Below are 23,932 nucleotides of genomic sequence, written 5' to 3' on the forward strand. Positions count from 1 at the left end.
GTACTGAAAGGTTATTCGGTGTCGTCGGCTTTTTTCTTCTGCCAGATCGCTTCCCACGCCAAAGCGGTGCCGACAATGGTATCCAGATTGTCGTAGTCTGGCTGCCAGCCCAGGGTCTGGCGAATCAGGGTGTTGTCCGCCATCAGCCCTGCCGGATCGCCGGCGCGCCGGTCGGTTTCGGTAACCGGGAAGTCAACGCCGGATTGCGCCTTGACCACATCAATCACTTCCCGAACCGTAAAGCCGCGACCATAACCGCAGTTCATGACCTTCGAGTGACCACCATTGGCCATATAGTCCAGCGCCATCACGTGGGCCTTGGCCAGATCTTCCACATGGATGTAGTCGCGAATGCAGGTGCCATCCCGGGTATCGTAATCGGTACCGAAAATACTCATTCCGTCACGCTGGCCGGTCACGCACTCGCAGGCCACCTTGATCAGATGCGTGGCTTCAGGTGTCGCCTGCCCCAGCAAGCCTTCCGGATTGGCACCCGCAACATTGAAGTAACGGAGAATCACGTAGTTGAGACTGGAGGCTGCAGCCAGATCCATAATCATCCGCTCGCTCATCATCTTGGACGCGCCGTAGGGGTTGATCGGAGCCAGCGGCAGGTCCTCGGTGAGCACCGTTTGCTCAGGCATGCCATAGACGGCCGCAGTAGAAGAAAACACCATGTACGGTACGTCGTGTTTTTCGACCGCTTTCAGGAGGTTCAGGGTATTGCGGGTGTTGTTGCTGTAGTACTTCAATGGGTTGGCAACAGACTCGGGCACCACAATATTGGCCGCGAAATGCAGAACCGCTTCAAACCGGTGACGGGAAAACAGATCCTCCACTGCCGCTTCATCGGCCAGATCTCCAACCACCAGTTCGCCAGCAGTCACCGCCCAGCGGTAGCCTGTGGAGAGGTTATCGAACACCACGATGTCGTGACCGACCTGGCCCAGCTGGCGAACCACATGACTGCCAATATACCCGGCTCCGCCGGTAACGAGGACTTTCATAGGCGAGAACTACTCCTTCCCTGAATTCTGTTTGCGCAGACGCCGGATCTCTGCCCGCCGCCGGCTGAAAAATTCACTGATCACCCGGCTGCACTGATCGGATAGCACACCGCGAACGGCAGTCACGTCCCAGTTCAGATGGGGCTCTTCAAGCGTTCGGCGTGCGGACTCTATCGCTCCGGCCTTGGGCTCGGCTGCGCCATATACTAGCCGACTGATGCGGCCATGAACGATCGCGCCCACGCACATAGTACAGGGCTCAAGAGTAACGTAAAGCGTGGCATCGGGCAGCCGGTAATTGCCGACTCGGGCAGCAGCATCGCGCAGGGCCCGGATTTCCGCGTGGGCAGTGGGATCACATCCGGAAATCGGCGCATTGAATCCGGCACCGATTTCCTTGCCATCCAGAACCACCACTGCGCCAACAGGCACTTCGCCTTTTGCTGAGGCCTCACCTGCCAGCTGCAGAGCGCGATTCATCCAGTATTCGTCTTCCGCTGCCACCTCAGACATCGGACCCAGTCATCTGACGCTTATTCCCACTCAATCGTCGCCGGCGGCTTGGATGAAACATCGTACGTCACTCGTGAAACGCCGGTGATCTCATTGATGATCCGGTTGGAAACGGTTTCCAGAAGATCATAAGGCAGGTGCGCCCAGCGGGCGGTCATGAAATCGATGGTTTCAACGGCACGCAGTGCCACCACGTATTCATAGCGGCGTGCATCCCCGACCACGCCCACCGACTTGACCGGCAGAAATACTGCAAAAGCCTGGCTGGTCTTGTGGTAAAAATCCGCCCGGTGCAGCTCTTCCAGGAAAATGGCATCCGCCCGGCGCAGGATATCGGCGTATTCTTTTTTCACTTCACCCAGGATGCGAACACCCAGGCCCGGCCCCGGGAACGGATGACGGTATACCATGTCGTACGGCAAGCCGAGCTCCAGACCGATCCGGCGCACCTCGTCTTTAAACAACTCCCGCAAGGGCTCAACCAGCTTCATTTTCATGGTTTCAGGCAGGCCGCCCACATTGTGGTGGGACTTGATCACATGGGCCTTTCCGGTCTTGGAAGCGGCAGATTCGATCACATCCGGATAGATCGTGCCCTGAGCCAACCAGTTCACGTCCTTGATATTGGCAGCCTCGTCGTCGAACACATCAATGAAGGTGTTTCCGATGATCTTGCGCTTCTGCTCCGGATCACTGACGCCCTTGAGCTTAGACAGGAACAGGTCTTCGGCATCAACCCGAATCACTTTCACGCCCATGTTGCTGGCGAACATATCCATCACCTGGTCGCCCTCGTGAAGACGCAGGAGGCCATTGTCCACGAACACGCAGGTCAGCTGATCACCGATTGCCCTATGCAGCAGCGCAGCTGTTACCGATGAGTCGACACCACCTGACAAGCCAAGCAGCACCTTGTCACTGCCGACCTGCTCACGAATCTGCTGAACCGCATCATCCACGATCTTGGCCGGTGTCCAAAGAGCCTCACAGTTACAGATATTGAGGACGAAGTGCTCGAGGATCCGCTTGCCCTGAAGAGTGTGGGTTACTTCGGGGTGGAACTGAACACCGTACAGATTCCGGCTGAGATCCTGCATCGCAGAAATTGGGGCGCTCTCGGTGGAGGCCAGAAGCTCAAAGCCTTCCGGCATCGCCACAACCTTGTCGCCATGGCTCATCCACACGTCCAGCAGGGACTCGCCAGCAGGCGTCAGATGATCGGTGATATCCGCCAACAGCGGGCCCTTGGCGCGCACCTTCACCTGGGCATAACCAAACTCACGCTTCTCGGAGCTGGCCACGCGACCTCCGAGCTGCTCTGCCATGGTCTGCATGCCGTAGCAGATGCCGAGAATCGGAATGCCGCGATCAAACAGCCCTTCCGGTGCACGGGGACCGCCCAGTTGAGTAACCGACTCCGGACCACCCGCAAGAATAATCCCTTTGGGATTGAACTCATTGAGCTCTTCATCGGTGATATCAAACGCCTTGATCTCACAGTAAACGCCGATCTCCCGCACACGGCGGGCAATCAGCTGGGTGTACTGGGAACCGAAATCGAGAATCAGGATGCGGTGGTCGTGAATGTTCTGGGCCATGGAGTCCTCGGAGCTGAATAAACAACGCGGCCCTCTGGGGGCCGCGTCTGGTAAGGCAATGATTAACCGATACGGTAGTTTGGCGCTTCTTTGGTAATGGTTACGTCATGGACGTGGCTCTCGCGCATGCCGGCATTGGTGATCCGCACAAATTCCGGCTTGGTGCGCATTTCTTCCATGGTGGCACTACCGGTGTAGCCCATGGAGGCTCGAAGACCACCAATCAGTTGGTGCACGATGTTGCGCATCGGCCCCTTGCAGGCAACGCGACCTTCGATGCCTTCCGGCACCAGCTTCTCGATGCCTTTGCTGGCATCCTGAAAGTAACGGTCGCTGGAACCCTGCCCCATGGCTCCGATCGAGCCCATGCCCCGATAGGCCTTGTAGCTCCGGCCTTGGAACAGCTCAACTTCGCCCGGCGCTTCATCCGTACCAGCCAGCAGGCTGCCGATCATAACGCTGTGGGCGCCAGCGGCAATCGCCTTGGCGATATCACCAGAGAACCGGATGCCACCATCTGCAATCAGTGGCACGCCACGGTCTTTAAGAGCTGCGGCGACGTTGGAAACCGCAGAAATCTGGGGAACACCAATACCGGCAACAATCCGTGTGGTGCAGATGGAACCAGGACCGATTCCCACCTTTACAGCATCTGCGCCGGCATCTGCCAGGGCGATCGCTGCGTGAGACGTGGCAATGTTACCGCCGATTACCTGCACATCCGGGAAATTCTTCTTGATCCAGCGAACGCGCTCGATAACGCCACGGGAATGCCCGTGAGCCGTATCCACCACGATGACATCAACGCCGGCCTCGGCCAGTGCCGTAATTCGCGCTTCGGTGTCGCCACCGGTACTGACGGCAGCACCCACCCGCAGACGACCCTGGTCGTCCTTGCAAGCCAGCGGATAGTCTTTCGCCTTCTGGATATCCTTGACGGTGATCAGCCCGCGCAGCTCAAAGTTGTCGTTAACAACCAGAACCTTTTCGATACGGTGACGATGCAGCAGCTCTTTAACATCATCCAGACTGGCCCCTTCCTTGACAGTTACCAGTTTTTCCTTGGGTGTCATGATGTCCCGAACCAGCGTATCCATGCGGCTTTCGAACCGTATATCGCGACCAGTGACAATACCGATCAGGTCGTGGCCGTCCACCACCGGAAGCCCGGAAATACTGTTCGCCATGGTGATATCGACCAACTCGCGAACGGTGGTCTCTGGCGATACGGTGATCGGATCCTTCACAACACCGCTTTCAAACTTCTTGACCTTGCGGACTGCCGCCGCCTGTTGCTCAACGGTCATGTTCTTGTGCATGATGCCGATACCGCCTTCCTGGGCCATGGCGATAGCCAACTCCGCCTCAGTAACGGTATCCATTGCGGATGACAGAAGAGGAATATTGAGGGTGATACCCTTGGTCAGCTGGGTCTGCAGGCTGACCTCGTGGGGCAGAACTTCTGAATATCCGGGGACCAGCAGAACGTCATCAAATGTGAGGGCTTCTTCGGCAATTCGCAGCATTGGGATCCGCCTTTTGATCGTGCTAAGTTGGGAATTTCCGTGCTGTACCCGCGGCGGTACAGCAAAGCAAAATCCTTAATCGATCTATTATAATGGCGCTCTCGGGGACAGTAAACCGGCCCGTTTTTAAGGTTCGATTGCATCTTTTTGAAATTTCGCTATTTTTACCCTCCCCTTTTTCGGCTATTGCGTATGTATAACGACGGATCAGCACCGGCAACGCCGCACCTCCAGGACACCCGCCCCCGGGCACTGAGCGTCAGTGAACTGAACCACCAGGCCAGACACTTGCTGGAATCCAGCTTCATGCAGGTTTGGGTGGAAGGCGAACTGTCCGGATTTTCACGCCCTTCATCCGGTCACTGGTATTTTTCCCTGAAAGACCGGAAATGCCAGGTTCGCTGCGCCATGTTCCGGGGAATGAACCAGCGTATCCGGACATTGCCCAAGGAGGGAGATCAGGTACGAATCCGCGGCAAGGTTACACTCTACGAGAACCGCGGTGATTTCCAGATTATCGTTGAGCACATCGAGCCGGCAGGCCTCGGTGCCCTGCAACAAGCCTTCGAGGAGTTGAAGCGTAAGCTGTTGGCCGAGGGCCTGTTTGACCAGACCCGCAAAAAACCGCTGCCCGCATTGCCGAGACACATCGGGGTGGTCACCTCACCCACCGGCGCCGCTATCCACGACATACTGACTGTTCTTGCCCGTCGCTGCCCTGCCATTCCGGTTACGCTTTACCCGACAGCCGTACAAGGCAAAGCGGCCACGGCCGACATTGTCCGCGCCATTGAGGCCGCCCAGAGCCACGGCGTTGCCGACGTGCTGATCATCGGTCGCGGCGGCGGTTCTCTGGAAGATCTCTGGTGCTTCAACGAAGAATCGGTAGCCCGCGCCATTGCCGCCTGCCAGATTCCTACCGTCAGCGCTGTCGGCCACGAAGTGGATGTCACCATTGCGGATTTCGTGGCGGATCTGCGAGCGCCAACGCCCTCGGCGGCAGCTGAAAAGATCTCACCGGATCAGTCTGACTGGCTCAGACAGCTTGGGGAGCGTGAATCCCGGCTATCCAACGCCATCGGCCTCGCTCTCAAGCGCCTGAGCACCCAGCTCGGGCATCTGGGAGCGCGGTTGCGGGACCCAAGAAGGGAGCTTCTGGAAAAGGCCCAGCGCATGGACGAACTGGAGTTGCGGCTGAAGAAGGTCATTCAGCAACGCCTGTCGACCGTTAGCGTTCGCAATGACCACCTGCGCCAGAGACTGGCCATGCAATCACCCCGCCGCCAGCTCACGGAGGGCCAGGAAGCCCTGCAGCGCGTGAACGAGCGATTGGCTTCCGTTATTCAGCAAAATCTGAAACGGAGCCGCGCCAACCTGGAACATGCGGCCCAGACCCTGAATGTAGTCAGCCCTCTCGCGACGCTGGGCCGGGGCTATGCCATCGTGCGTGACAACAACGGAAACATTCTTCGGGATGCCTCAAACGTTAATCCGGGCGACACCATCTCAGCCCGAGTTGCACGGGGCGAAATGACTGCGAAGGTGACTTCGGTCAAATCTACAGAAGAAACTGGCCCCTAGCGCCCCCAGACTAAGCCAATGGTCTACTAGTCCATGATTTCAAACGGCCTAAAGTTGTCAGGAAACATACTAAAACAACAACAGGCACGATGAGGTGGAATGTATGGACTACCACTCGGAGTTCCGGCGGTCGATCAACAAACCGGACGACTTCTGGCGTGAGCAGGCGGACAAAATTGACTGGATTGAGCCGCCGAAAACCATCTGGCAGCCAACCGACAATGGCCATGGGCAATGGTTTCCCGACGGCACCCTGAACACCTGCGATGTCGCGCTGGATGCCAACATCCGCGCGGGGCGCGGCGAGCAGAAAGCACTGATCTACGATTCTCCGGTTACCGATACCCAGCGCTCCTACACGTACAACGAACTGACCGATGAAGTGGCCCGGTTTGCTGGTGCCCTGAAAGATCGCGGCATCACCAAGGGCGACCGGGTCATCATTTACATGCCGATGATTCCAGAAGCTGTCATTGCCATGCTGGGCTGCGCGCGGATTGGCGCCATTCATTCGGTGGTCTTTGGCGGATTTGCAGCCCACGAACTTGCGGTTCGCATTGACGACGCCAAACCCAAGGCGGTCATTACCGCCTCCTGCGGCATCGAAGTTGCCCGGGTGATCGAGTACAAGCCTCTGGTCAACAAGGCCATCGACCAGGCCAGCCACAAACCCGAAACCTGCATCGTTTACCAGCGCCCTCAGGTGCAGGCGGATCTTCAGGATGGCCGTGACCACGACTGGAACGAGCTGATGAAAACGGCCAAGGCGGCCGACCCTGTGCCCGTCAAGTCAACCGACCCCCTCTATATCCTTTACACCTCCGGCACCACCGGTAAGCCCAAGGGTGTGGTGCGCGACAATGGTGGTCACGCGGTCGCGCTGAACTACAGCATGAAGCTGGTCTACGACGCGAAACCCGGTGACGTTTACTGGGCCGCCTCTGACGTTGGCTGGGTGGTCGGCCATAGCTACATTGTGTACGCCCCACTGTTTGCCGGCTGCACAACAATCCTGTACGAGGGTAAGCCGGTGAAAACGCCGGATGCCGGTGCCTTCTGGCGGGTAGTTCAGGACCACAAAGTGAATATGCTGTTTACCGCGCCCACCGCATTTCGCGCCGTCCGGAAGGAAGACCCGGAAGCGGATCAGTTGTCACGCTATGACATCAGCTCGCTAAAACGCCTGTTCCTGGCTGGCGAACGCCTTGATCCGGCCACCTACGAATGGCTGAAGGAACATACCGGCCTGCCAGTGCTTGACCACTGGTGGCAGACCGAAACCGGCTGGGCCATCTGCTGCAACCCGGTGGGTATCGAATTAATGGCCACTAAACCCGGATCGGCGACTGTGCCCTCCCCGGGCTACAACGTCCAGGTCGTGGATATGAACGGCAGCCAGATGCCTGCAGGAGAGCAGGGGCAGATTGCTGTGAAACTGCCGCTGCCGCCAGGCTGCATGATGACGGTCTGGGGCGATGACGAGCGGTTTCGGAAGACCTATCTGGAGCCGATTCCAGGGTTCTACAGTTCCGGCGACGGTGGTTTTATTGACGATGACGGCTATGTGTTCGTGATGGGCCGTACCGATGATGTGATCAATGTGGCCGGCCACCGTCTTTCCACCGGTGAGATGGAAGAAGTGGTTGCCTCCCATCCGGCCATAGCGGAGTGCTGCGTGGTCGGTGCGCACGACGATATGAAAGGACAGATCCCCATCGGACTGGTTCTGATCAAGGACGGCGCAACCATCGACCACGACGAACTCGAAGACGAACTGGTGGAGATGGTTCGCGACAAGATTGGCGCCATAGCCTGTTTCCGCCGCGCTCTGGTAGTGGATCGCCTGCCAAAGACTCGTTCCGGCAAGATTCTGAGACGGGTTATCCGTCAAATCGCCGATGGTGAGGAGTACACAGTGCCAAGCACCATTGATGATCCCGCCATTCTGGAAGAAATCAGCCAGCAGTTCCGCCACTGACAAAGGCGTTCATCACCTGCCCGCCCCCGCTTTACGGGGAGCGGGCATTTTTTGTTCAATCAAATCCCAAGCCATTGTTTTTGCCGACAATAAAACCTGCATGAAAGCTGCAAAATTTCGTTGACGCCCCATAAAGTCGGTCTATACTGAAATTGCTGTGAAAATACAGCGGTATTTGGTGAATGCGTTTCAACGTCCTGCCGAAGTGCTCTTCGTTGCCCCTTCCTCAGTACTCTCTGGATTTCTCAGCACCGATTCCATGTGGAATTTTGAAGGTCCCGTGAGGGCAAATTACAGGAAGACAGGAAAGATCAATGTCCGATACTAAAACCGGCCACGTTAAGTGGTTTAACGAGTCCAAAGGCTTTGGCTTCATCGCTCAGGACGGTGGCAGCGACGTGTTTGTTCACTACAGCGCAATCAACGCAAGCGGTTTCCGCACCCTGACCGAAGGCCAGCAGGTGCAGTTCACCGTAACACAGGGCCCCAAGGGCCCGCAGGCGGAAAACGTAACCCCGGTCTGAGGGACTACGCTCCGTCCTTTGCCCCTCACGGGCATCGGAAAACCAACAAGCCGGCATTCGTGCCGGCTTGTGTCGTCAGGGCACCGGGTTATCAGGCGCCCGCCGTTTCAACTTCCACTTCTTTCTTGGGCATATCAACACCCACGGCCTGGGCTACCGCCGAAAACAAAGCCTGCAGGGTGGCGGATGTCGTGTCTTCCGCAAGAGCCGCCGCGCTGCAATGCCTGCCGCTTGCGGTCAAGCGAATACAGGCCAGCGCATTGGCATTGGTGCCCTCACCCAACGCAAACTCGTCGTAAGCCTCGACAGCAATGGAGATACCAAAGCGCTTCTCCAGCGCCTCCGATACGGCTTCCACCGCGCCCAGCCCGTGGCCATCCAGACGAACCGGCGACGCATCGCGACCCACCGACACCTCGGCATGCACACCCTCTTCATCCCGATGCAGGTCGTAGGACCGCAGCGCCCAGTCGGCATGGACCTTCAGATAACGATCCTCGAACAGACGATGAATGGTCAGGGAGTCGATCTCTCCGCCGTTGGTTTCCGCTTCTCTCTGGACCACCTTGCTGAACTCGATCTGCAGCCAGCGCGGCAGGCTGATGTTGTAATCCCGCTCCAGCACATAAGCCACACCGCCCTTGCCAGACTGACTGTTGATGCGCACCACTTCCTCGTAGCGGCGACCAACATCGAACGGGTCGATGGGCAGATAGGCGACATTCCAGATCTCGCCGTCCTTGCGGCGGGCCAGACACTTCCGGATAGCATCCTGATGACTGCCGGAGAAGGCGGTGAACACCAGTTCGCCGGCATAGGGGTGCCGCGGATGGGTGGAAATCTCGGTGCAGGCCTCAACCACCTCGGTGATCTCGGCCATGCCAGACAGATCCAGTGTGGGATCAATGCCCTGGGAGTAAAGGTTCATGGCCATGGTCACCAGGTCCATGTTGCCGGTACGCTCGCCGTTACCCATCAGGGTACCTTCGACCCGGTCGGCTCCCGCCATCACCGCCAGCTCGGCCGCGGCCACGGCGCAGCCACGATCGTTGTGGGTATGCACACTGATGCTGATGTGTTTACGGCGCTTGATGTTGTCGCAGATCCACTCAATCTGGTCGGCGAACACATTCGGTGTCGCCATTTCAACGGTGGCAGGCAGGTTGATGATCATCGGCTGCCCCTCTTCCGGACGCCACACCTCGCTCACGGCATCAATCACTTCCGCAGCGAAATCCAGTTCGGTACCAGTGAAGCTTTCCGGCGAATACTGGAAGGTCCACTCGGTCTCCGGGTGACGCGCGGCGATGTCGCGAACCAGTTTGGCACCGTTGACGGCAATATCCCTGATGCCATCCCTATCCAGGCCAAATACCTGCTCCCGCTGAACTGTGGAGGTAGAGTTGTAGACATGCACGATTGCTTTACGGGCACCAGCCAAGGCTTCATATGTGCGTTCGATCAACTCAGGGCGGGCCTGGGTCAGCACCTGTATCTTCACATCCTCGGGGATGCGGTCTTCTTCAATCAGCTTGCGGCAGAAATCGAAATCCGGCTGGCTGGCAGCGGGAAAACCGATCTCGATTTCCTTGAAGCCCAGCTTGACAAGCAACTCGAACATCCGCGTTTTCTGGGCGACAGACATGGGCTTCACGAGCGCCTGGTTGCCATCCCGGAGATCCACGGCACACCAGGTGGGCGCCTTCTCGATGACCTTGTCCGGCCAGCGACGGTCAGTTTTGGCAACAGGTTTGAACGCAACGTATTTGCGATGATCGAAAGCCATGCGTGTGATTCCTTGCGGGTTCGGGAATGGATTCTTCAATGTGCACAGGTTAACGCGATAAAGCTGGAATTTGATTGCGAACTTCGGTGCGAATGGGTACTTTATAACTTATATATTGCTAGCCAAACATCATTTGTAGAATTTTATGGCTGAAAATCAGAAAACCCTCGTCAAAATTGACAAGATGGACCGTCGAATCCTCGAACACATCCAGCAGGATGGTTCCCTGACCAACCAGGAACTGGCAGAAAAAGTCGGGTTGTCTCCGTCACCCTGCCTGCGTCGTGTGAGAGCCCTTGAGGATGCCGGCATTATTGTCAGAACCGTCACAATACTCGACCACAAGAAACTCGGCCTCTCGCTGACGGCAATCATCCTGATCGGGATGGATCGACACACCCCCGAACGTTTTGCCGCGTTTGAAGAGCAGGTGGCCGAATACCCGGAAGTGCAGGAGTGCTACCTGATCACCGGCCAGGACGCCGATTACATGCTCAAGGTGGTGGTACCGGACATGGACCACTACCACCATTTCCTGCTGAACCGCATCACCCGCATTCAGGGGGTCAGCGGAGTGCATTCGAGCTTTGTGCTCCGAAGGGTGATCGACAGTACCGCCCTGCCCCTGGGTTATCTCTCCTGATTCAGGCTACAAGCTCGCGAACGTACGCCCGGGCCATGCACTTGAGCTCTTCCACCAATTGCCGGCCCTGCGCCTCCGGCAGGGTCACGGCCAGCCGAAGCACAGTGCCCGCAGACCTTGGCAGTAGCAGGCTCGCAGTCCAGCGCCGGTCTTCCGGAATCTGGGGGCATTCCGCTCGGAGCTTCTCATCCAGGTCGCGGGCGTTGGTGTAAAGCTCTCTGAGGTCCAGCTCCCTGAGTTCCGGCATCGCCTCAACACCACTCCAGATAGCTGAGTAGGCGGGCTCATGACGGTAGAACTCGTAGAACTGATCGATGAGAACATCTACCGCATCGACCAGACTCAGTTCCTGCAGACGCTCTCTCAGGGCGCGCTCCATCTTCTCCACATGCTGCTCAGCAATGGCATGAACGATGGCCGCCTTGTTGGGGAAATACCGGTACAGCGAAGCGAGGGACATTCCGGACTGCCGGGCAATGGCGGACATACTGACTGCGTCAACGCCGGTCTCGTGAAAAATCATGGCGGCATGGCGAAGGATGGCGTTGACGCGCTCCCGGCTGCGCGCCTGTACCGGCCGGCGCCGCGGGGCCACATCAATAGATTCGTCGGTCATCATCTGTACCTTGTGCAACAGGCTCCGTACAATAATGGCCACTTTACGACAAATAAAGGCTCCGGCGGGCCAACCGCCGCCTGTCCATTAGTCTAACACTTCAGATTTTTTACAAACGGAAGACACGATGCGAGCAAGCCGTTACCTGATTGCCACCCAGAAAGAGACCCCCGCTGACGCCGAGATCATCAGTCACCAGTTGATGTTGCGCGCCGGCATGATCCGAAAACTGGCCGCCGGGCTGTACACCTGGTTGCCCATGGGCCTGCGTACTCTGCGTAAGGTTGAGCGGATTGTTCGTGAAGAAATGGACAAGAGTGGTGCCCAGGAAGTGTTGATGCCGGCGGTCCAACCGGCAGAGCTCTGGGAGGAATCTGGGCGCTGGACCCAGTACGGCGGCGAACTGCTGCGGATGAAAGATCGTCATGGCCGGGATTTCTGCTTCGGACCGACCCACGAAGAGGTAATTACTGACCTGATCCGGAATGAGATCAGCAGCTACAAAGAGCTGCCGGCCAACTTCTACCAGGTCCAAACCAAGTTCCGGGACGAGCGGCGCCCCCGGTTCGGCGTGATGCGGGCCAGGGAATTCCTGATGAAGGATGCCTACTCGTTCCACCTTAACCCAGAATCGCTGAACGAAACCTATCAGCTGATGCATCACACCTACTGCGCCATCTTCGACCGTTTCGGTCTGGATTACCGTGCGGTTCAGGCGGACTCTGGCGCCATTGGCGGCAGTGCGTCCCACGAGTTCCATGTGCTCGCGTCTTCCGGCGAAGATGACATCGTGTTCAGCACAGACAGTGATTACGCGGCCAACATCGAGAAAGCCGAGGCGGTAGCTCCGAGCGGTACCCGCCCTGCGCCGGCCGAAGAGATGAAGGAAGTTGCCACGCCGGACCAGAAAACCATCGAGGCGGTGTCAGCGTTGCTGGGCATTGATCCCACTCGCACGGTCAAGACTCTGCTGGTGAAGGCCGAGGCGGACGAAGACGGCAATTCCGGCCTGGTTGCACTGGTTCTCCGCGGGGATCACACCCTCAACGAAATCAAGGCCGAAAACCTGGCCGGCGTCGCCGAGCCTCTGACCATGGCCACCGATGAGGAAATCGAACAGGCCGTGGGCTGCAAGGCCGGGTCTATCGGCCCGGTAAAGCTCAACTTACCGGTCATTGTTGACCGCAGTGCGGCCCACCTGGCCGACTTTGTCTGCGGCGCCAACCGTGAAGGTTTCCATCTGACTGGCGTGAACTGGGAGCGAGACGTGGCACTTGATCGCGTGGAGGACCTGCGCAATGTGGTTGAGGGCGACCCCAGCCCGGATGGCAAGGGCACTCTGGAGATCCGGCGCGGGATTGAGGTCGGGCATATCTTCAAACTCGGCAACAAATACAGTACCGCCATGAACGCCACGGTTCTGGATGAGAACGGCAAGACCGTGACCATGGAGATGGGTTGCTACGGCCTCGGCGTTTCCCGGGTTGTTGCCGCAGCCATTGAACAGAACCACGACGAAAACGGCATCATCTGGCCGGACGCCATTGCGCCTTTCCAGGTGGCCATCGTCACACTGAACGCCCACAAATCACCCACGGTTGCCGAAACCGGCGAAAAGCTTTACGAGCAGCTGCGCCAGGCCGGCTACGACGTGCTTCTGGATGACCGAAAAGAGCGTCCGGGTGTGAAGTTTGCCGATATGGAACTCATCGGTATCCCGCACCGGTTCGTGGTGTCCGAACGCGGTCTGGCTGCCGGTACGCTTGAGTACAAAGGCCGGAGGGATGCGGAGAAACAGGATGTGCCGGTGGCTGAAGCGCTGCCCTTCCTGGTAAACGCCTCGCCTCGCAAAGGGCTTTAACCACATGCCCGCCGCCGGCGGGCGAACCTCTGACGGCACCCGGCTGCAAGGGTGCTGTCAGGGGTTTTCTTTTCCCGTACCACCCACGATTCCCGGTTCAATTTCCAAAGTGACGCCGAACCGCCCCGCCACGGATTGACGAATTTTCTCAGCAAGTTCGAGTATGTCGGCCCCAGTGCCGCCCGAATGGTTAATCAAAACCAGAGCCTGCCGGTTATGAACGCCCACCCGGGCATTCCGGAAACCCTTCCAGCCACTTTGATCAATGAGCCAGGCCGCCGCCAGTTTGACGCCTTGCTCCTGAGGATAAGCCACAATATCGGGGTTACGTTCCCTGAGAGATTCAAACGTTGCGCTATCCACCACCGGGTTTTTGAAGAAACTTCCGGCGTTAGGAATGATGTCTGGATCCGGCAGCTTGCGGCGACGGATTGCCATCACAGCCTCCGCCACGTGCAACGGGCCAAGAGCGGTTTGCGGCGTATCAGCAAGGTATTCCTCCAGATCCCGATACCCGAGCACAAGGGGCCGCGTGCGCGACAGAGCCAGACGGATTTCAGTGATGACGTAACGGCCCGGAGTCTGTTTGAACAGGCTGTCGCGGTAAGCGAACCGGCACTCCGCGTTCTCGAGAACGACCAGCTCACCAGTCTTACGGTCGAGGGCTGTAACCGATTCAAGACAATCGCAGAGTTCGACCCCGTAAGCACCAATATTCTGGACCGGAGCGGCACCCGCGGTTCCGGGAATCAGCGCAAGATTTTCAATGCCGCGATAACCGGCACGGGTGGCATATAGGACCGCCTCATGCCAGTTCTCACCTGCGCCGAGAACCAGGGTAGCCTTGTGATCTTCAATGTGCTCCCAGCGGCGGCCACGAATGGCCAGGCGAACCACCAGCCCCGAAAAATCACCCGCGAATACCAGGTTGCTTCCACCACCGAGAATCAGCACTTCCAGGTCTTCGGAGGCAGCCCAGTTTAGAGACTGGACCAGCTCATCGGAGGTGTGAACCTTCACATAAAAACGAGCCCTGGCGGGCACATGTAGGGTGTTCAGTGCCTCCAGCTCGACGTTTTCCTGGATTTCCGGCCGCTGCTTCAAGCCAGGCGCCCCCGGATATCCGCCAGCAGGCCTTCGCCAGCCTCGTTTATCAGATCCAACACGGTTTCGAACCCTTCCTCACCGCCATAATAGGGATCTGGCACTTCGTGATGGGCCGAGCGGCCATACTCCAGAAATAGCGCTGGCCGGGTGCCGCCGTTCTGGTGCCAGACATCCTTGATGTCTGCAAGATTCTGGCGATCCATGACCAGTACGTAGTCAAAGGTATCGAGATCTTCCGGACTGAACTGACGTGCCCGCAATCCGCTGATATCGATACCCCGGCGCAGGGCAGCCTCCTGGGCGCGGGTATCCGGGCTCTTGCCAATATGCCAGTGTCCGGTGCCACACGAGTCGATGTATATCTGATCCGCGAGGCCGGCTTGCGCGACCAGGGAACGAAACACACCCTCGGCAGTGGGCGAGCGACAGATGTTCCCCAGACAAACAAAAAGCACCTTTACCGGTTCAGCCATGGTCGATCTCTCTCCTTTCCAGCCAGTGGCGCACCCTTTGCAGATCAGCCTCTGTATCAATGCCACCCTGCGGGTTAACGGCGGCCACATCCACATGGATCCTGGCGCCATTGTATAGCGCCCGCAACTGTTCCAGTGATTCGGTAACCTCTGTAGGGGCTGGCGCCCAGCTCACAAACTCACCAAGAACCGACGCGCGATAGCCGTAAATGCCAATGTGCCGGAAATACCCGATGTTGTCTGGCAGAGACCTGTCGACGCCCGTCAACGGTGTTCCTTCCTGCCACTGGTCCCGGGCCCACGGAATCGGCGCGCGGCTGAAATAGTGCGCCATCCCCTGGTGATCAAACACCACCTTTACAATGTTGGGATTGAAGACCTGCTCCGGGTCATGGATTCGTTCACACAGGGTTGCAATTGCGGCTTCCGGATGAAACTCAAGGTTGTCTGCCACCTGATTAATCAGTTCCGGTGGAATCAGTGGCTCGTCGCCCTGAACGTTGACTACCCGGTGGTCGGCTGCAAACCCGAGTTCCCGAGCGACTTCTTCGAGGCGGTCAGTGCCACTGGCGTGATGGGGGGATGTCATGACCACCTCGGCACCGAAGCCTTCGCAAGCGGAGCGGATTCGTTCATCGTCGGTGGCCACAACCACCCGGTCTGCCCGGCTTTCCGCAGCACGCTCACAAACGTGCTGGATCATGGGCTTTCCGGCAATGTCCGCCAGCGGCTTTCCTGGCAGACGACTGGAGGCATAGCGAGCCGGAATCACAACGGTAAAAGACATGACGTAACTACCCCGGTGGACTTGGGTTTAGCGCTTGTGCAGACGCTCATCGGTGGACAGGGTCCGGGCCTCTGTGGCCAGCATTACAGGAATTCCCTCACGGATCGGGAATGCCATGGCGTCCTGGTAACAGACCAGCTCGGTTCTGTCCTCGTTGAGCTTCAGATCGCCCTTGCACACTGGACAGGCCAGCATTGCCAACAGTTTCTTATCCATCTTGCTTACTCACTTGAAATCACGAAGTTATAGGCTCGGAACACTGACGAACCCGGGCCAGAAACGCATCCCGGAACGGCCCCGGCAACCTGGCCTCGACCACCAGGCTCCACGCATTCTCGGGCGCGAACTCCCGGCATTTCACCGCATCCTTTGCCGTCATGACAATCCATTCATCGGTCTCGGTTGTCAGATCCTCCGGGCGGAACCGGTGATGATCCGGAAAAGCCGACTCGGTCACCGAAGCACCCAGCGCCCTGAGCGTATCGAAAAACCGGGCCGGATTGCCGATGCCCGCAACCGCCTTAACCGTTTTTCCCTTCAGGTCGCCCACAGCTCTGGACGCCCCCGATTTGAGGTGGACCAAGGTCGTCGGCTCCAGAACCATGGAATAGATGGCCGGATGGTCAACGCCGGCAAAGCTCTCCAGAGCCTGCTCCGGGAGCTGCTTGTCATTTACGATAACAAAATCCACGGAAGCGAGCCGGGAAACCGGCTCTCGCAGGGGACCAACCGGGATCAGGGCGCCGTTGCCGATGCCACGCTGCCCATCAAAGACCGATAGCTCAAGATCCCTGGGCAGTTTGTAATGCTGGAGCCCATCGTCGCAGATCAGCACATCACCGAGGTTGTTCGCGAGAGCATAATCGGCAGCGCGTCGCCGGCGAGGATCAACCACGACCGGGCAACCCGTGCTGAGCGCCAGCATGACCGGCTCATCACCGGCTTTGACAGGGCTGGTATCTGCCGTGACTTCCAGCGGGTATTGGCCCGCATCGCCTCCATACCCCCTGCTGAGGATCACTGGCCGCCAGCCAGCAGATGCCAGTTCAGAGACCAGCCAGGCGGTGAGCGGCGACTTCCCGGTTCCGCCTGCAGTGATATTGCCAACTACAATCACTGGAACGGGCAACGACGCATCCCGTGCTTCCCAGGCCGCGCGGCGACGAGCCTCGGCGATGCTTCGGTACAACCAGGACAAGGGCGCCAGAAAAAACAGGGGCCGTTTGCTGCCATACCAGAGACGTTCAACCAACGAACTCAGGGCGGATTTCACCCCACTCATGCCTGCTCGCTGAACTGCATCTGGTGAAGTTGCGCGTAAGCGCCGCCAGCCGCAAGGAGTTCGTCATGGCGCCCGGACTCTGCAATGCGTCCGTTATCCATCACCAGAATCCTGTCGGCTTTCTCGATAGTGGAAAGGCGATGGGCGATGACCAGTGTGGTACGGCCCTGCATCACCGTTTCCAGCGCCTCCTGGATATGGCGTTCAGATTCGGTATCCAGCGCCGAAGTGGCCTCGTCAAGGATCAGAATCGGCGCATTCTTCAGCAGTGCCCGGGCGATGGCCAGCCTCTGCCGCTGCCCACCCGAGAGCATTACACCGTTATCGCCGATCATGGTGTCCAGGCCTTCGGGCATGCGGTCGATGAACTCGAGAGCATGGGCCTTGGCGGCGGCTTCCCGAATTTCCTCGGGGCTGCAATCTCTCAAGGCACCATAGGCGATGTTGGCAGCGATGGTGTCGTTGAACAGAACAACGTTCTGGGTGACCAGCGCGATCTGTTTCCGCAGGGCTTTCAGGGAAAAATCACGGAGCGAATGGCCGTCGATCCGGATGTCGCCGCCGGTATACTCATAGAACCTCGGCAACAGGCTCACCAGCGTAGACTTTCCGCTCCCGGAGCGACCGACCAGAGCCACGCTCTGTCCTGCCGGAATGCTCAATGAGATGCCTTCCAGAACATTGTCTAACTGATCACGGTAACTGAACGCGACGTTGTCAAACTCGATATCGCCATCAACGCGATCCGGTGAGTAAGTGCCCGGATCCTGCTCCGGGGATTCATCGATGGTTTCGAAGACATCGTAGGCCGCAGCAACACCTTTCTGAATCTTTGCGTGGACCGAGGTCACCTGCCGGATGGGCTTTGCCATGGTGGTCGCAGCCGTAATAAAAGCAACCAGTTGCCCCGTGGTCATTTCGCCACGGATTTCCGGCGCCAGCATCATCCAGACCAGACCGGCAATGGCAATGGCCACCAGCACCTGAATCACCGGAACACTGATCGCCTGAGTCGATGCCATCTTCAGACTTTGCTTGAGGTTCTTTTCATTAACCTCCTGAAAACGCTGACGTTCGTAATCCTCGCCACCAAAAGTCCGAACAACCCGGTAGCCAGTAATCGATTCCGAGGCCACGTGGGTGATGTCGCCCATGGACCCCTGGATGCGCTTGCTGATCTTGCGAAAACGCTTGCTGGCATAGCTGACAACGGCGGCAATAAGTGGCCCTACTGCCAGGAAAATCAGCGTGAGTTTCCAGTTGGTGTAGAACATGTAGCCCAGCAGACCAACGATGGTCAGGCCTTCGCGAAGCGTGATGGTCACAGCGTTGGTCGTGGCCTCCGCCACCTGCTCCACGTTGAAGGTAAGCTTGGAGACCAGGCGCCCGGCTGCATTGTCGTCAAAGTAGCGGGAGGGCAAGGTCATCAGGCGATCAAATACATCGTTGCGTAGTGCATTGATGACCTGGCGACCGACATAGCTGATGAAATACTGGCTCAGGAAGGTGCCCAGGCCCCGGAATGCAAACACCCCTACTATGACCAGGGTGAGCATCAGGCGGTTCTGGTCGGTGGGGTTCTCGATGGCGGCAATGACGTATTCCATCGCAGCCGCCATGCCGGTTGAGGCGGCGGCATAGATGATGTTGCCGAGTACCGCCAGGGAGAACGCCAGGAGGAACGGCTTAACATAGGCAAGCAGGCGCTTGTAGGTTTCCCAACTACCTGCCGGTAACCCGGCCGAGGGGTCGGGCAGAGGCTCGGTTACCTTCACTGGCTCTCAGCCTCCCGCTCAGTGGTAATGCTGAGCTTGGCGAATCCCAGCCGCCCGGCAACGTCCATGGCCCGAACCACAAACTCGTGGGGAGTGCGAGCATCGGCGGTGATGATGAACGGGAGCGAATTGTTGCCTTCGGCCAGCTCACGCACACCCCGTTCAAGGGTCTCGCGCCGATTGTTGACCAGCGTCCGGTCATTCAGGATGTACTGCCCCTCGGCATTGATCACCACGTCAATCTGTTGCACTTCCGACGCCGGCGCAGGCTCGCCACTGGCCTCGGGGAGCTCCACCTGCAAATGGCTTTCCCGGGTAAAGGTTGTGGAAACCATGAAGAAAATCAGCAGCAGGAACACCACGTCGATCAATGGTGTCAGGTCTACCCCGACTTCCTGGCTTCTCTGGCGCTTGAACTTCACGGCGTTCAGGCTCCTTCCACGTCGATTTCGCGGTCTCCGTGTACTACCTCAACCAGCTTGATGGCTTCCTGCTCCATGCTGACAACCAGCTCATCCACCCGGCGGATGAAATAGCGATGGCAGATCAGCGCGGGAATGGCCACGCTCAAACCGGCAGCCGTGGTGATCAGCGCCTCGGAGATACCGCCCGCCAGGTTACCCGCGTTGCCGACCCCGGCCAGCTGGATCTCGGCAAACACCTTGATCATGCCAATAACGGTGCCCAGAAGACCCAGCAGAGGGGTAATGGTTGCCACAGTACCCAGAGGATTCAGGAAGCGCTCGAGATCATGAATGACCTGGCTGGCCTCGTGCTCGATGCTCTCTTTCATGATTTCGCGGCCATGCTTTGCGTTGAGCAGGCCACCGGCCAGAATCCGACCCAGGGGCGAGGAACCCTGCAGGGCTTTCAGCTTCCGGCCATTGAGTTCTTTTTTCTTGATCCAGCGCCATAACTCGTTAATGGTCTGGGGAGGCGCTACCCTGGAAGCGCGAAGAGTCCAGATACGCTCCAGAATGATGGCCAGCGCCAGAATGGAACAGGCAACAATTGGCACCATCAGAATGCCACCGGCTTTCAACAGCTCGAACACGCTTGGTCTCCCTCATTGTTTGCAAGCCGCGCTACTTTAGCATAGCTACCGGTGGAGGCCACACCTGCAATGTCACGGTATTTTACATTGGTCCCGGGCGAGTCCCGGGCCGCCAATCCAGAATGGCGTCCCATGGCGCATTTCCTTCAACACCAACCGGTTATCCTCGATGGTCATCACTATGCTGCCAGAACAGGCTGTATTGAACGAAACGGCTCCGATCGCGGCATAGCGAGCGGTTACCGTCGGGTGAGGATGGCCGTACCGGTGGCGATACCCGGCAGTGTAGATAACCTGATCCGGCTTCAACGCCCGAACCCAGGCTTCTGAGGATGACGTTTTGCTGCCATGGTGTGGCGCCACAAGCACCCGGGTAACCGGTGCCTGAAGATCCTCTCGGTCAGCAAGATAAGCCAGATACCTGGCTTCCATCTGGTCGGTAATATCCCCCGGCAGGAGCCATTCGGTGCCTGATTCGGGATGGTAAATACGCAGCACACAGGACGCATCGTTACCTTCTGTCGCACCTTTGCCCTGCCAGAACTCCAGAATCAGGCCGCCCAGCTTCTGGTTTGAGCGCTTGCAGCCCGAAACAGGCAGATCGGCGACCTGCTGTCTGACGGCCACCGGCTCGCCAGCAATAACTTGCCCGACTTCAATCTTCTGGGTGAGTTCGGCTACCCCGCCGGCATGATCACTGTCTGCGTGGCTGATTACGAGGGTGTTGATCCGACGTATGCCTTCGGCCGCCAGATTCGGTAGCAGGGTTGATTCAACAGCCGAAAACACACCCGGAACGGCAGGACCGGTGTCGTACACCAGGGCTTCATCGCCATGACGGATCAGAACCGACAGGCCCTGACCCACATCCCAGACCCGTATTTCCGGTGTGCGCAGATAGGGGGTCTTCATCAAGGCTTGGCCCGGAACCATTAACCAGAACACCGCCAACAGAGCGGCAACCAACCGGAATCCGGTAAACGGCACGAATACCAGCGTAACGGCCAGCAACCCCCAGCCAACTACCTCGGCAAGGCTGGCCTCAATGTCCGGCGACTGCCACTCCGAGAACCATTTCAGAACGTGCCAGAGCACGCCCAGTGCCCAATCGAACATTGGCACAAACACCTGGTCAGCGCCCGGGACCACGGCAGTAACCAGCCCTCCGGTCACCAGCACCGGCATGACCACAAGAGATACCCACGGAATGGCCACCAGATTGGTCAGCAGACCAACCAGAGGCTGACCCTGGCCGAATACTTCGAGGATTGGCCATAAACCGCCGAAGACGGCGAGCTGCGCAATAACGAGCCCGGACGCCGGTCCCGTCCCCGCCAGCCGGGCCGAGAACACAGCTATCAACACGGCGACAGCGGTGAATGACAACCAGAACCCTTGATCCAGGGGCGCAAAGGGATCCAGTACAAGAACGGCTGTAAGAGCAGCCAGAAACGCCTGCCACACCGGCGCCTGACGACTGAGCAGAATCAGCCACCCACCTGCGATAACCATGATGAGGGCGCGTCGTGTTGGCACGGTAAAGCCGGCGGCCAGCGCATAAACCAGACAACAAATCACTATCGAGGAAAATACGATCCCGCGTCTGGCCTCATCGCTGACCCATCGCGCCGGCCATACCAGTAACAGCCGCCTACATACAACGCCGGCACCCAGGGCCACCAGACCGAGGTGTAGGCCCGAAATCGCCACCAGGTGAATGGTGCCGGTCGCCTTGAGCACATCCCAGTGGTTCTGTTCCATGTGCCCGCGGTGGCCAATCAACAGCGAGGCAACCAACGGAAAGTGCTTGGCGCTGCCAAACTGCTCCCTCGTCCAGCGTTCAAGCGAAAGATGCAGGCGCCGGTACTGGCAGTGCAGCGAACAGTCTACCGTCGTGTCCAACCGAACATTACGGACGCTTCCCGTGGCACGATACCCTTTCCGGAAGAGCCAGTCTTCATAGCGGAAACCGGCAGGATTCAGCGTGCCGTGGGGACGCTTGAGAGCAACATCCAACCGCAGCCGGGCGCCGGGAAGGTATTGGCTGCCGCGACCATACCAGGCCAGCCTGAGCAGGCCCGGCATCCTTGCTTCCTGCCCGGCTTCGATGGGAAGGTTGTGCCAGTGGGTGACACAAAGACTGAAACGTAAACTGTTAAAGCTTCCGGGAGAAGGAATGTCGCACAGGTATCCCGAAACCGAGAGGCGCTCCCCTTCCAGGCTGGCCGGGAGGACGGTCGAAAGACGGTCTCCGGCATGCCAGGAGGCCCAGAACAGCCCCAGGAAAAGACCAAGGGCGAACACTGTTAGCCGAGAGGCAAGTGTCGAAAGAGAACAGGACAGGGCAACGGCGAGCAGAAATATCGCGGCGAGCAACCACTCGGAAGGTGGCAGTATCGACAACCAATACAGTAAGATAACGCCACAAGAGAAGGCGACAACGCCCACTACTGCGGAACCGGACTTGCCATACGAGCATACCGGTCGGTTGAGACTTCCGGACAATCCTTGTCCTCCTGTTTGTCATAAACACCGGCGACATCCGATGTGCCGGTATACTAACTCCGTTTAAAGGCAGAACTTCCAATGCCAAAGAAGTTCATGAAACGCTATCTGCCCTCACCAGAGAAGGTGCAAGCGATGCAGTCGCTGAGCTTTCTGGGCGATATTCTTCATGAACCGAACCTCTGGCACATCAACCGACACAGTGTTGCTAGGGCGTTTCTGGTCGGCATCTGGTTCTGCTTTATTCCCATGCCCTTCCAGATGCTCGCCGCAGCCTTCTTCGCTATCTGGTTCAATGCCAATCTGCCACTGTCGGTGGTTCTGGTCTGGATCAGCAACCCGGTGACCATGCCGCCGATGTTCTATTTCAACTACAAAATCGGCGCCTGGGCCCTGGACCGACCTGTACTCAGCTTTGAGTTTGAACTGTCCTGGTCCTGGATCAGCGAGCGGCTTCTGGATATTGGCATTCCGCTCTACCTCGGCTCACTGGTGGTCGCAACCATATCAGCCTGCCTTGCCTACCTGATCATCCAGTATCTCTGGCGCAGGAAAATCCGCTCGGACTGGCAGGTGCGCCGAACCGCAAGATTGAGACGCCGCCGGGCTGCTGATCAAACTTCCTGAATCAGCCGGCCCTGCTCCAGGCGCATGACCCGCCCCAGACTCCGGGCCATTTTCATGTCATGGGTTACCATGACAAAGGCAATGCCCAGCTGATCCCTCAGAGATTCGATCAGGGCCTGGACCCCCTCGCCGGTGTGCTCATCGAGGTTTCCCGTAGGCTCATCCATCAACACGCAGTCCGGCTCATTTACCAGTGCCCGTGCAATGGCCACCCGTTGGCGTTCGCCACCGGAGAGCTCGCCGGGTTTGTGATCCAGCCGTTCTGCAAGACCCACCCGTTCCAGCAAACTGCTTGCTTTGTCTCGCGATTTGGATACCGCCATACCACCCAGGGCGCACGGCATCATGACGTTTTCAAGCGCGGTAAATTCCGGCAACAGGTGATGAAACTGATAGACAAATCCAAGATGGGCGTTGCGGAACCTGGCCCGCCGAGCTTCAGATAGCCGATGGATGTCCTCACCGCAGATAGCAATCTGACCGGACGACGGCTTGTCGAGCCCGCCCAGGAGATTCAGCAGGGTTGTCTTACCCGCACCGCTGCTGCCAACGATGGCTACGGTCTCGCCCTGGGCAACTTCCAGCGAGATATCTGAAAAAATGGTCAGTTTTCCTAGGCCCTCGTTATAGGTCCGCGTTACCTGACGACAATCGATCACCGGTGCAGAATGCGCCATAGCGGCATGTTC

22 protein-coding genes are annotated in these 23,932 nt (G+C 58.2%); 6 read left to right on the forward strand and 16 right to left on the reverse strand.

The features are described 5' to 3' along the window. Positions 1–11: 11 nt before the first annotated feature. The 4 genes from galE to guaB all read right to left on the reverse strand — a co-directional run bounded on the left by galE (position 12) and on the right by guaB (position 4,644). The gene (galE, locus tag NUW46_RS11510; RefSeq protein WP_418140151.1) at positions 12–1,007 is read right to left on the reverse strand and encodes a UDP-glucose 4-epimerase GalE; all 996 of its coding nucleotides are present in this window, start codon (positions 1,005–1,007) and stop codon (positions 12–14) included. A gap of 9 nt (positions 1,008–1,016) precedes the next feature. Next, positions 1,017–1,520, reverse strand: coding sequence for a tRNA adenosine(34) deaminase TadA (gene tadA, locus NUW46_RS11515; protein WP_418140152.1), 504 nt, complete (start codon positions 1,518–1,520; stop codon positions 1,017–1,019). 20 nt (positions 1,521–1,540) lie between these two features. Continuing rightward, positions 1,541–3,118 carry a glutamine-hydrolyzing GMP synthase gene (gene guaA, locus NUW46_RS11520; RefSeq protein ID WP_069183411.1) on the reverse strand — a complete coding sequence of 526 codons (1,578 nt, stop codon included), beginning with the start codon at positions 3,116–3,118 and terminating at the stop codon, positions 1,541–1,543. 62 nt (positions 3,119–3,180) lie between these two features. Beyond that, positions 3,181–4,644 (reverse strand): IMP dehydrogenase, encoded by a 1,464-nt coding sequence (gene guaB, locus NUW46_RS11525; RefSeq protein WP_418140153.1) that lies wholly within the window; start codon positions 4,642–4,644, stop codon positions 3,181–3,183. Positions 4,645–4,836: 192 nt separating this feature from the next. Here guaB and xseA point away from each other — a divergent pair, with 192 nt between their 5' ends. The 3 genes from xseA to NUW46_RS11540 all read left to right on the forward strand — a co-directional run bounded on the left by xseA (position 4,837) and on the right by NUW46_RS11540 (position 8,727). Beyond that, the gene (gene xseA, locus NUW46_RS11530) at positions 4,837–6,225 is read left to right on the forward strand and encodes an exodeoxyribonuclease VII large subunit (protein ID WP_418140154.1); all 1,389 of its coding nucleotides are present in this window, start codon (positions 4,837–4,839) and stop codon (positions 6,223–6,225) included. Between the two features lie 103 nt (positions 6,226–6,328). Then, the gene (locus NUW46_RS11535) at positions 6,329–8,203 is read left to right on the forward strand and encodes a propionyl-CoA synthetase (RefSeq protein WP_418140155.1); all 1,875 of its coding nucleotides are present in this window, start codon (positions 6,329–6,331) and stop codon (positions 8,201–8,203) included. 314 nt (positions 8,204–8,517) lie between these two features. Then, complete coding sequence (locus NUW46_RS11540; RefSeq protein ID WP_008169155.1) at positions 8,518–8,727, forward strand: cold-shock protein; 210 nt, start codon at positions 8,518–8,520, stop codon at positions 8,725–8,727. A gap of 91 nt (positions 8,728–8,818) precedes the next feature. On the opposite strand, the gene leuA is transcribed toward NUW46_RS11540, so the two are convergent. Further along, complete coding sequence (leuA, locus tag NUW46_RS11545) at positions 8,819–10,513, reverse strand: 2-isopropylmalate synthase (protein ID WP_418140156.1); 1,695 nt, start codon at positions 10,511–10,513, stop codon at positions 8,819–8,821. Positions 10,514–10,658: 145 nt separating this feature from the next. On the opposite strand from leuA, the gene NUW46_RS11550 reads away from it, so the two are divergent. Continuing rightward, positions 10,659–11,156, forward strand: a complete 498-nt coding sequence (locus tag NUW46_RS11550; protein ID WP_069183406.1) for an Lrp/AsnC family transcriptional regulator — start codon at positions 10,659–10,661, stop codon at positions 11,154–11,156. Position 11,157: 1 nt separating this feature from the next. Here the strand turns inward: NUW46_RS11550 and NUW46_RS11555 are convergent, their stop codons facing one another. Then, a complete protein-coding gene (locus NUW46_RS11555) occupies positions 11,158–11,772 on the reverse strand; it encodes a TetR/AcrR family transcriptional regulator (protein ID WP_069183694.1) in 615 nt (204 codons plus the stop codon). A 127-nt stretch (positions 11,773–11,899) separates the two neighbouring features. Here NUW46_RS11555 and NUW46_RS11560 point away from each other — a divergent pair, with 127 nt between their 5' ends. Beyond that, on the forward strand, positions 11,900–13,633 hold the full coding sequence (locus NUW46_RS11560; protein WP_418140157.1) for a proline--tRNA ligase: 1,734 nt from the start codon (positions 11,900–11,902) through the stop codon (positions 13,631–13,633). 57 nt (positions 13,634–13,690) lie between these two features. Here the strand turns inward: NUW46_RS11560 and murB are convergent, their stop codons facing one another. From murB to NUW46_RS11605, 9 genes are all read right to left on the reverse strand, one after another. Next, positions 13,691–14,737: a UDP-N-acetylmuramate dehydrogenase gene (murB, locus tag NUW46_RS11565; protein WP_305967221.1), complete on the reverse strand. Its 1,047-nt coding sequence runs from the start codon at positions 14,735–14,737 to the stop codon at positions 13,691–13,693. Then, positions 14,734–15,213 (reverse strand): low molecular weight protein-tyrosine-phosphatase, encoded by a 480-nt coding sequence (locus NUW46_RS11570; protein ID WP_069183403.1) that lies wholly within the window; start codon positions 15,211–15,213, stop codon positions 14,734–14,736. The genes murB and NUW46_RS11570 overlap by 4 nt, the downstream gene beginning before the upstream one ends. Beyond that, positions 15,206–16,000 (reverse strand): 3-deoxy-manno-octulosonate cytidylyltransferase, encoded by a 795-nt coding sequence (gene kdsB / locus NUW46_RS11575; protein WP_069183402.1) that lies wholly within the window; start codon positions 15,998–16,000, stop codon positions 15,206–15,208. The genes NUW46_RS11570 and kdsB overlap by 8 nt, the downstream gene beginning before the upstream one ends. 27 nt (positions 16,001–16,027) lie before the next feature. Beyond that, complete coding sequence (locus NUW46_RS11580; protein ID WP_064230163.1) at positions 16,028–16,216, reverse strand: Trm112 family protein; 189 nt, start codon at positions 16,214–16,216, stop codon at positions 16,028–16,030. A gap of 19 nt (positions 16,217–16,235) precedes the next feature. Next, positions 16,236–17,282: a tetraacyldisaccharide 4'-kinase gene (lpxK, locus tag NUW46_RS11585; protein WP_418140159.1), complete on the reverse strand. Its 1,047-nt coding sequence runs from the start codon at positions 17,280–17,282 to the stop codon at positions 16,236–16,238. Continuing rightward, positions 17,279–19,057 carry a lipid A export permease/ATP-binding protein MsbA gene (gene msbA, locus NUW46_RS11590; RefSeq protein ID WP_222464679.1) on the reverse strand — a complete coding sequence of 593 codons (1,779 nt, stop codon included), beginning with the start codon at positions 19,055–19,057 and terminating at the stop codon, positions 17,279–17,281. The genes lpxK and msbA overlap by 4 nt, the downstream gene beginning before the upstream one ends. Further along, positions 19,054–19,479, reverse strand: a complete 426-nt coding sequence (locus tag NUW46_RS11595; protein ID WP_014577411.1) for an ExbD/TolR family protein — start codon at positions 19,477–19,479, stop codon at positions 19,054–19,056. Before NUW46_RS11595 ends, msbA begins: the two co-directional genes overlap by 4 nt. Positions 19,480–19,484: 5 nt before the next feature. Then, positions 19,485–20,111: a MotA/TolQ/ExbB proton channel family protein gene (locus tag NUW46_RS11600; RefSeq protein WP_064230167.1), complete on the reverse strand. Its 627-nt coding sequence runs from the start codon at positions 20,109–20,111 to the stop codon at positions 19,485–19,487. A gap of 72 nt (positions 20,112–20,183) precedes the next feature. Next, positions 20,184–22,616, reverse strand: a complete 2,433-nt coding sequence (locus tag NUW46_RS11605; RefSeq protein ID WP_418140160.1) for a DNA internalization-related competence protein ComEC/Rec2 — start codon at positions 22,614–22,616, stop codon at positions 20,184–20,186. Between the two features lie 81 nt (positions 22,617–22,697). On the opposite strand from NUW46_RS11605, the gene NUW46_RS11610 reads away from it, so the two are divergent. Next, positions 22,698–23,243: a DUF2062 domain-containing protein gene (locus tag NUW46_RS11610; RefSeq protein WP_136631775.1), complete on the forward strand. Its 546-nt coding sequence runs from the start codon at positions 22,698–22,700 to the stop codon at positions 23,241–23,243. Here the strand turns inward: NUW46_RS11610 and NUW46_RS11615 are convergent. Further along, on the reverse strand, positions 23,231–23,920 hold the full coding sequence (locus tag NUW46_RS11615; RefSeq protein ID WP_209401018.1) for an ABC transporter ATP-binding protein: 690 nt from the start codon (positions 23,918–23,920) through the stop codon (positions 23,231–23,233). The genes NUW46_RS11610 and NUW46_RS11615 overlap by 13 nt on opposite strands. Between the last annotated feature and the right edge of the window lie 12 nt (positions 23,921–23,932).

The sequence above is a fragment of the Marinobacter sp. MA genome (assembly GCF_048298425.1).
Taxonomy (GTDB): Bacteria; Pseudomonadota; Gammaproteobacteria; order Pseudomonadales; family Oleiphilaceae; genus Marinobacter; species Marinobacter salsuginis.

Coding starts and splice junctions, on each gene's coding strand:
- guaB (WP_418140153.1), bottom strand. CDS start 4,644: ATGCTGCGAATTGCCGAAGAAGCCCTCACATTTGATGACGTTCTGCTG.
- NUW46_RS11610 (WP_136631775.1), top strand. CDS start 22,698: ATGCCAAAGAAGTTCATGAAACGCTATCTGCCCTCACCAGAGAAGGTG.
- NUW46_RS11540 (WP_008169155.1), top strand. CDS start 8,518: ATGTCCGATACTAAAACCGGCCACGTTAAGTGGTTTAACGAGTCCAAA.
- xseA (WP_418140154.1), top strand. CDS start 4,837: ATGTATAACGACGGATCAGCACCGGCAACGCCGCACCTCCAGGACACC.
- NUW46_RS11560 (WP_418140157.1), top strand. CDS start 11,900: ATGCGAGCAAGCCGTTACCTGATTGCCACCCAGAAAGAGACCCCCGCT.
- NUW46_RS11570 (WP_069183403.1), bottom strand. CDS start 15,213: ATGGCTGAACCGGTAAAGGTGCTTTTTGTTTGTCTGGGGAACATCTGT.
- kdsB (WP_069183402.1), bottom strand. CDS start 16,000: ATGTCTTTTACCGTTGTGATTCCGGCTCGCTATGCCTCCAGTCGTCTG.
- leuA (WP_418140156.1), bottom strand. CDS start 10,513: ATGGCTTTCGATCATCGCAAATACGTTGCGTTCAAACCTGTTGCCAAA.
- NUW46_RS11615 (WP_209401018.1), bottom strand. CDS start 23,920: ATGGCGCATTCTGCACCGGTGATCGATTGTCGTCAGGTAACGCGGACC.
- NUW46_RS11550 (WP_069183406.1), top strand. CDS start 10,659: ATGGCTGAAAATCAGAAAACCCTCGTCAAAATTGACAAGATGGACCGT.
- galE (WP_418140151.1), bottom strand. CDS start 1,007: ATGAAAGTCCTCGTTACCGGCGGAGCCGGGTATATTGGCAGTCATGTG.
- NUW46_RS11580 (WP_064230163.1), bottom strand. CDS start 16,216: ATGGATAAGAAACTGTTGGCAATGCTGGCCTGTCCAGTGTGCAAGGGC.
- tadA (WP_418140152.1), bottom strand. CDS start 1,520: ATGTCTGAGGTGGCAGCGGAAGACGAATACTGGATGAATCGCGCTCTG.
- NUW46_RS11535 (WP_418140155.1), top strand. CDS start 6,329: ATGGACTACCACTCGGAGTTCCGGCGGTCGATCAACAAACCGGACGAC.
- guaA (WP_069183411.1), bottom strand. CDS start 3,118: ATGGCCCAGAACATTCACGACCACCGCATCCTGATTCTCGATTTCGGT.
- NUW46_RS11555 (WP_069183694.1), bottom strand. CDS start 11,772: ATGACCGACGAATCTATTGATGTGGCCCCGCGGCGCCGGCCGGTACAG.
- lpxK (WP_418140159.1), bottom strand. CDS start 17,282: ATGAGTGGGGTGAAATCCGCCCTGAGTTCGTTGGTTGAACGTCTCTGG.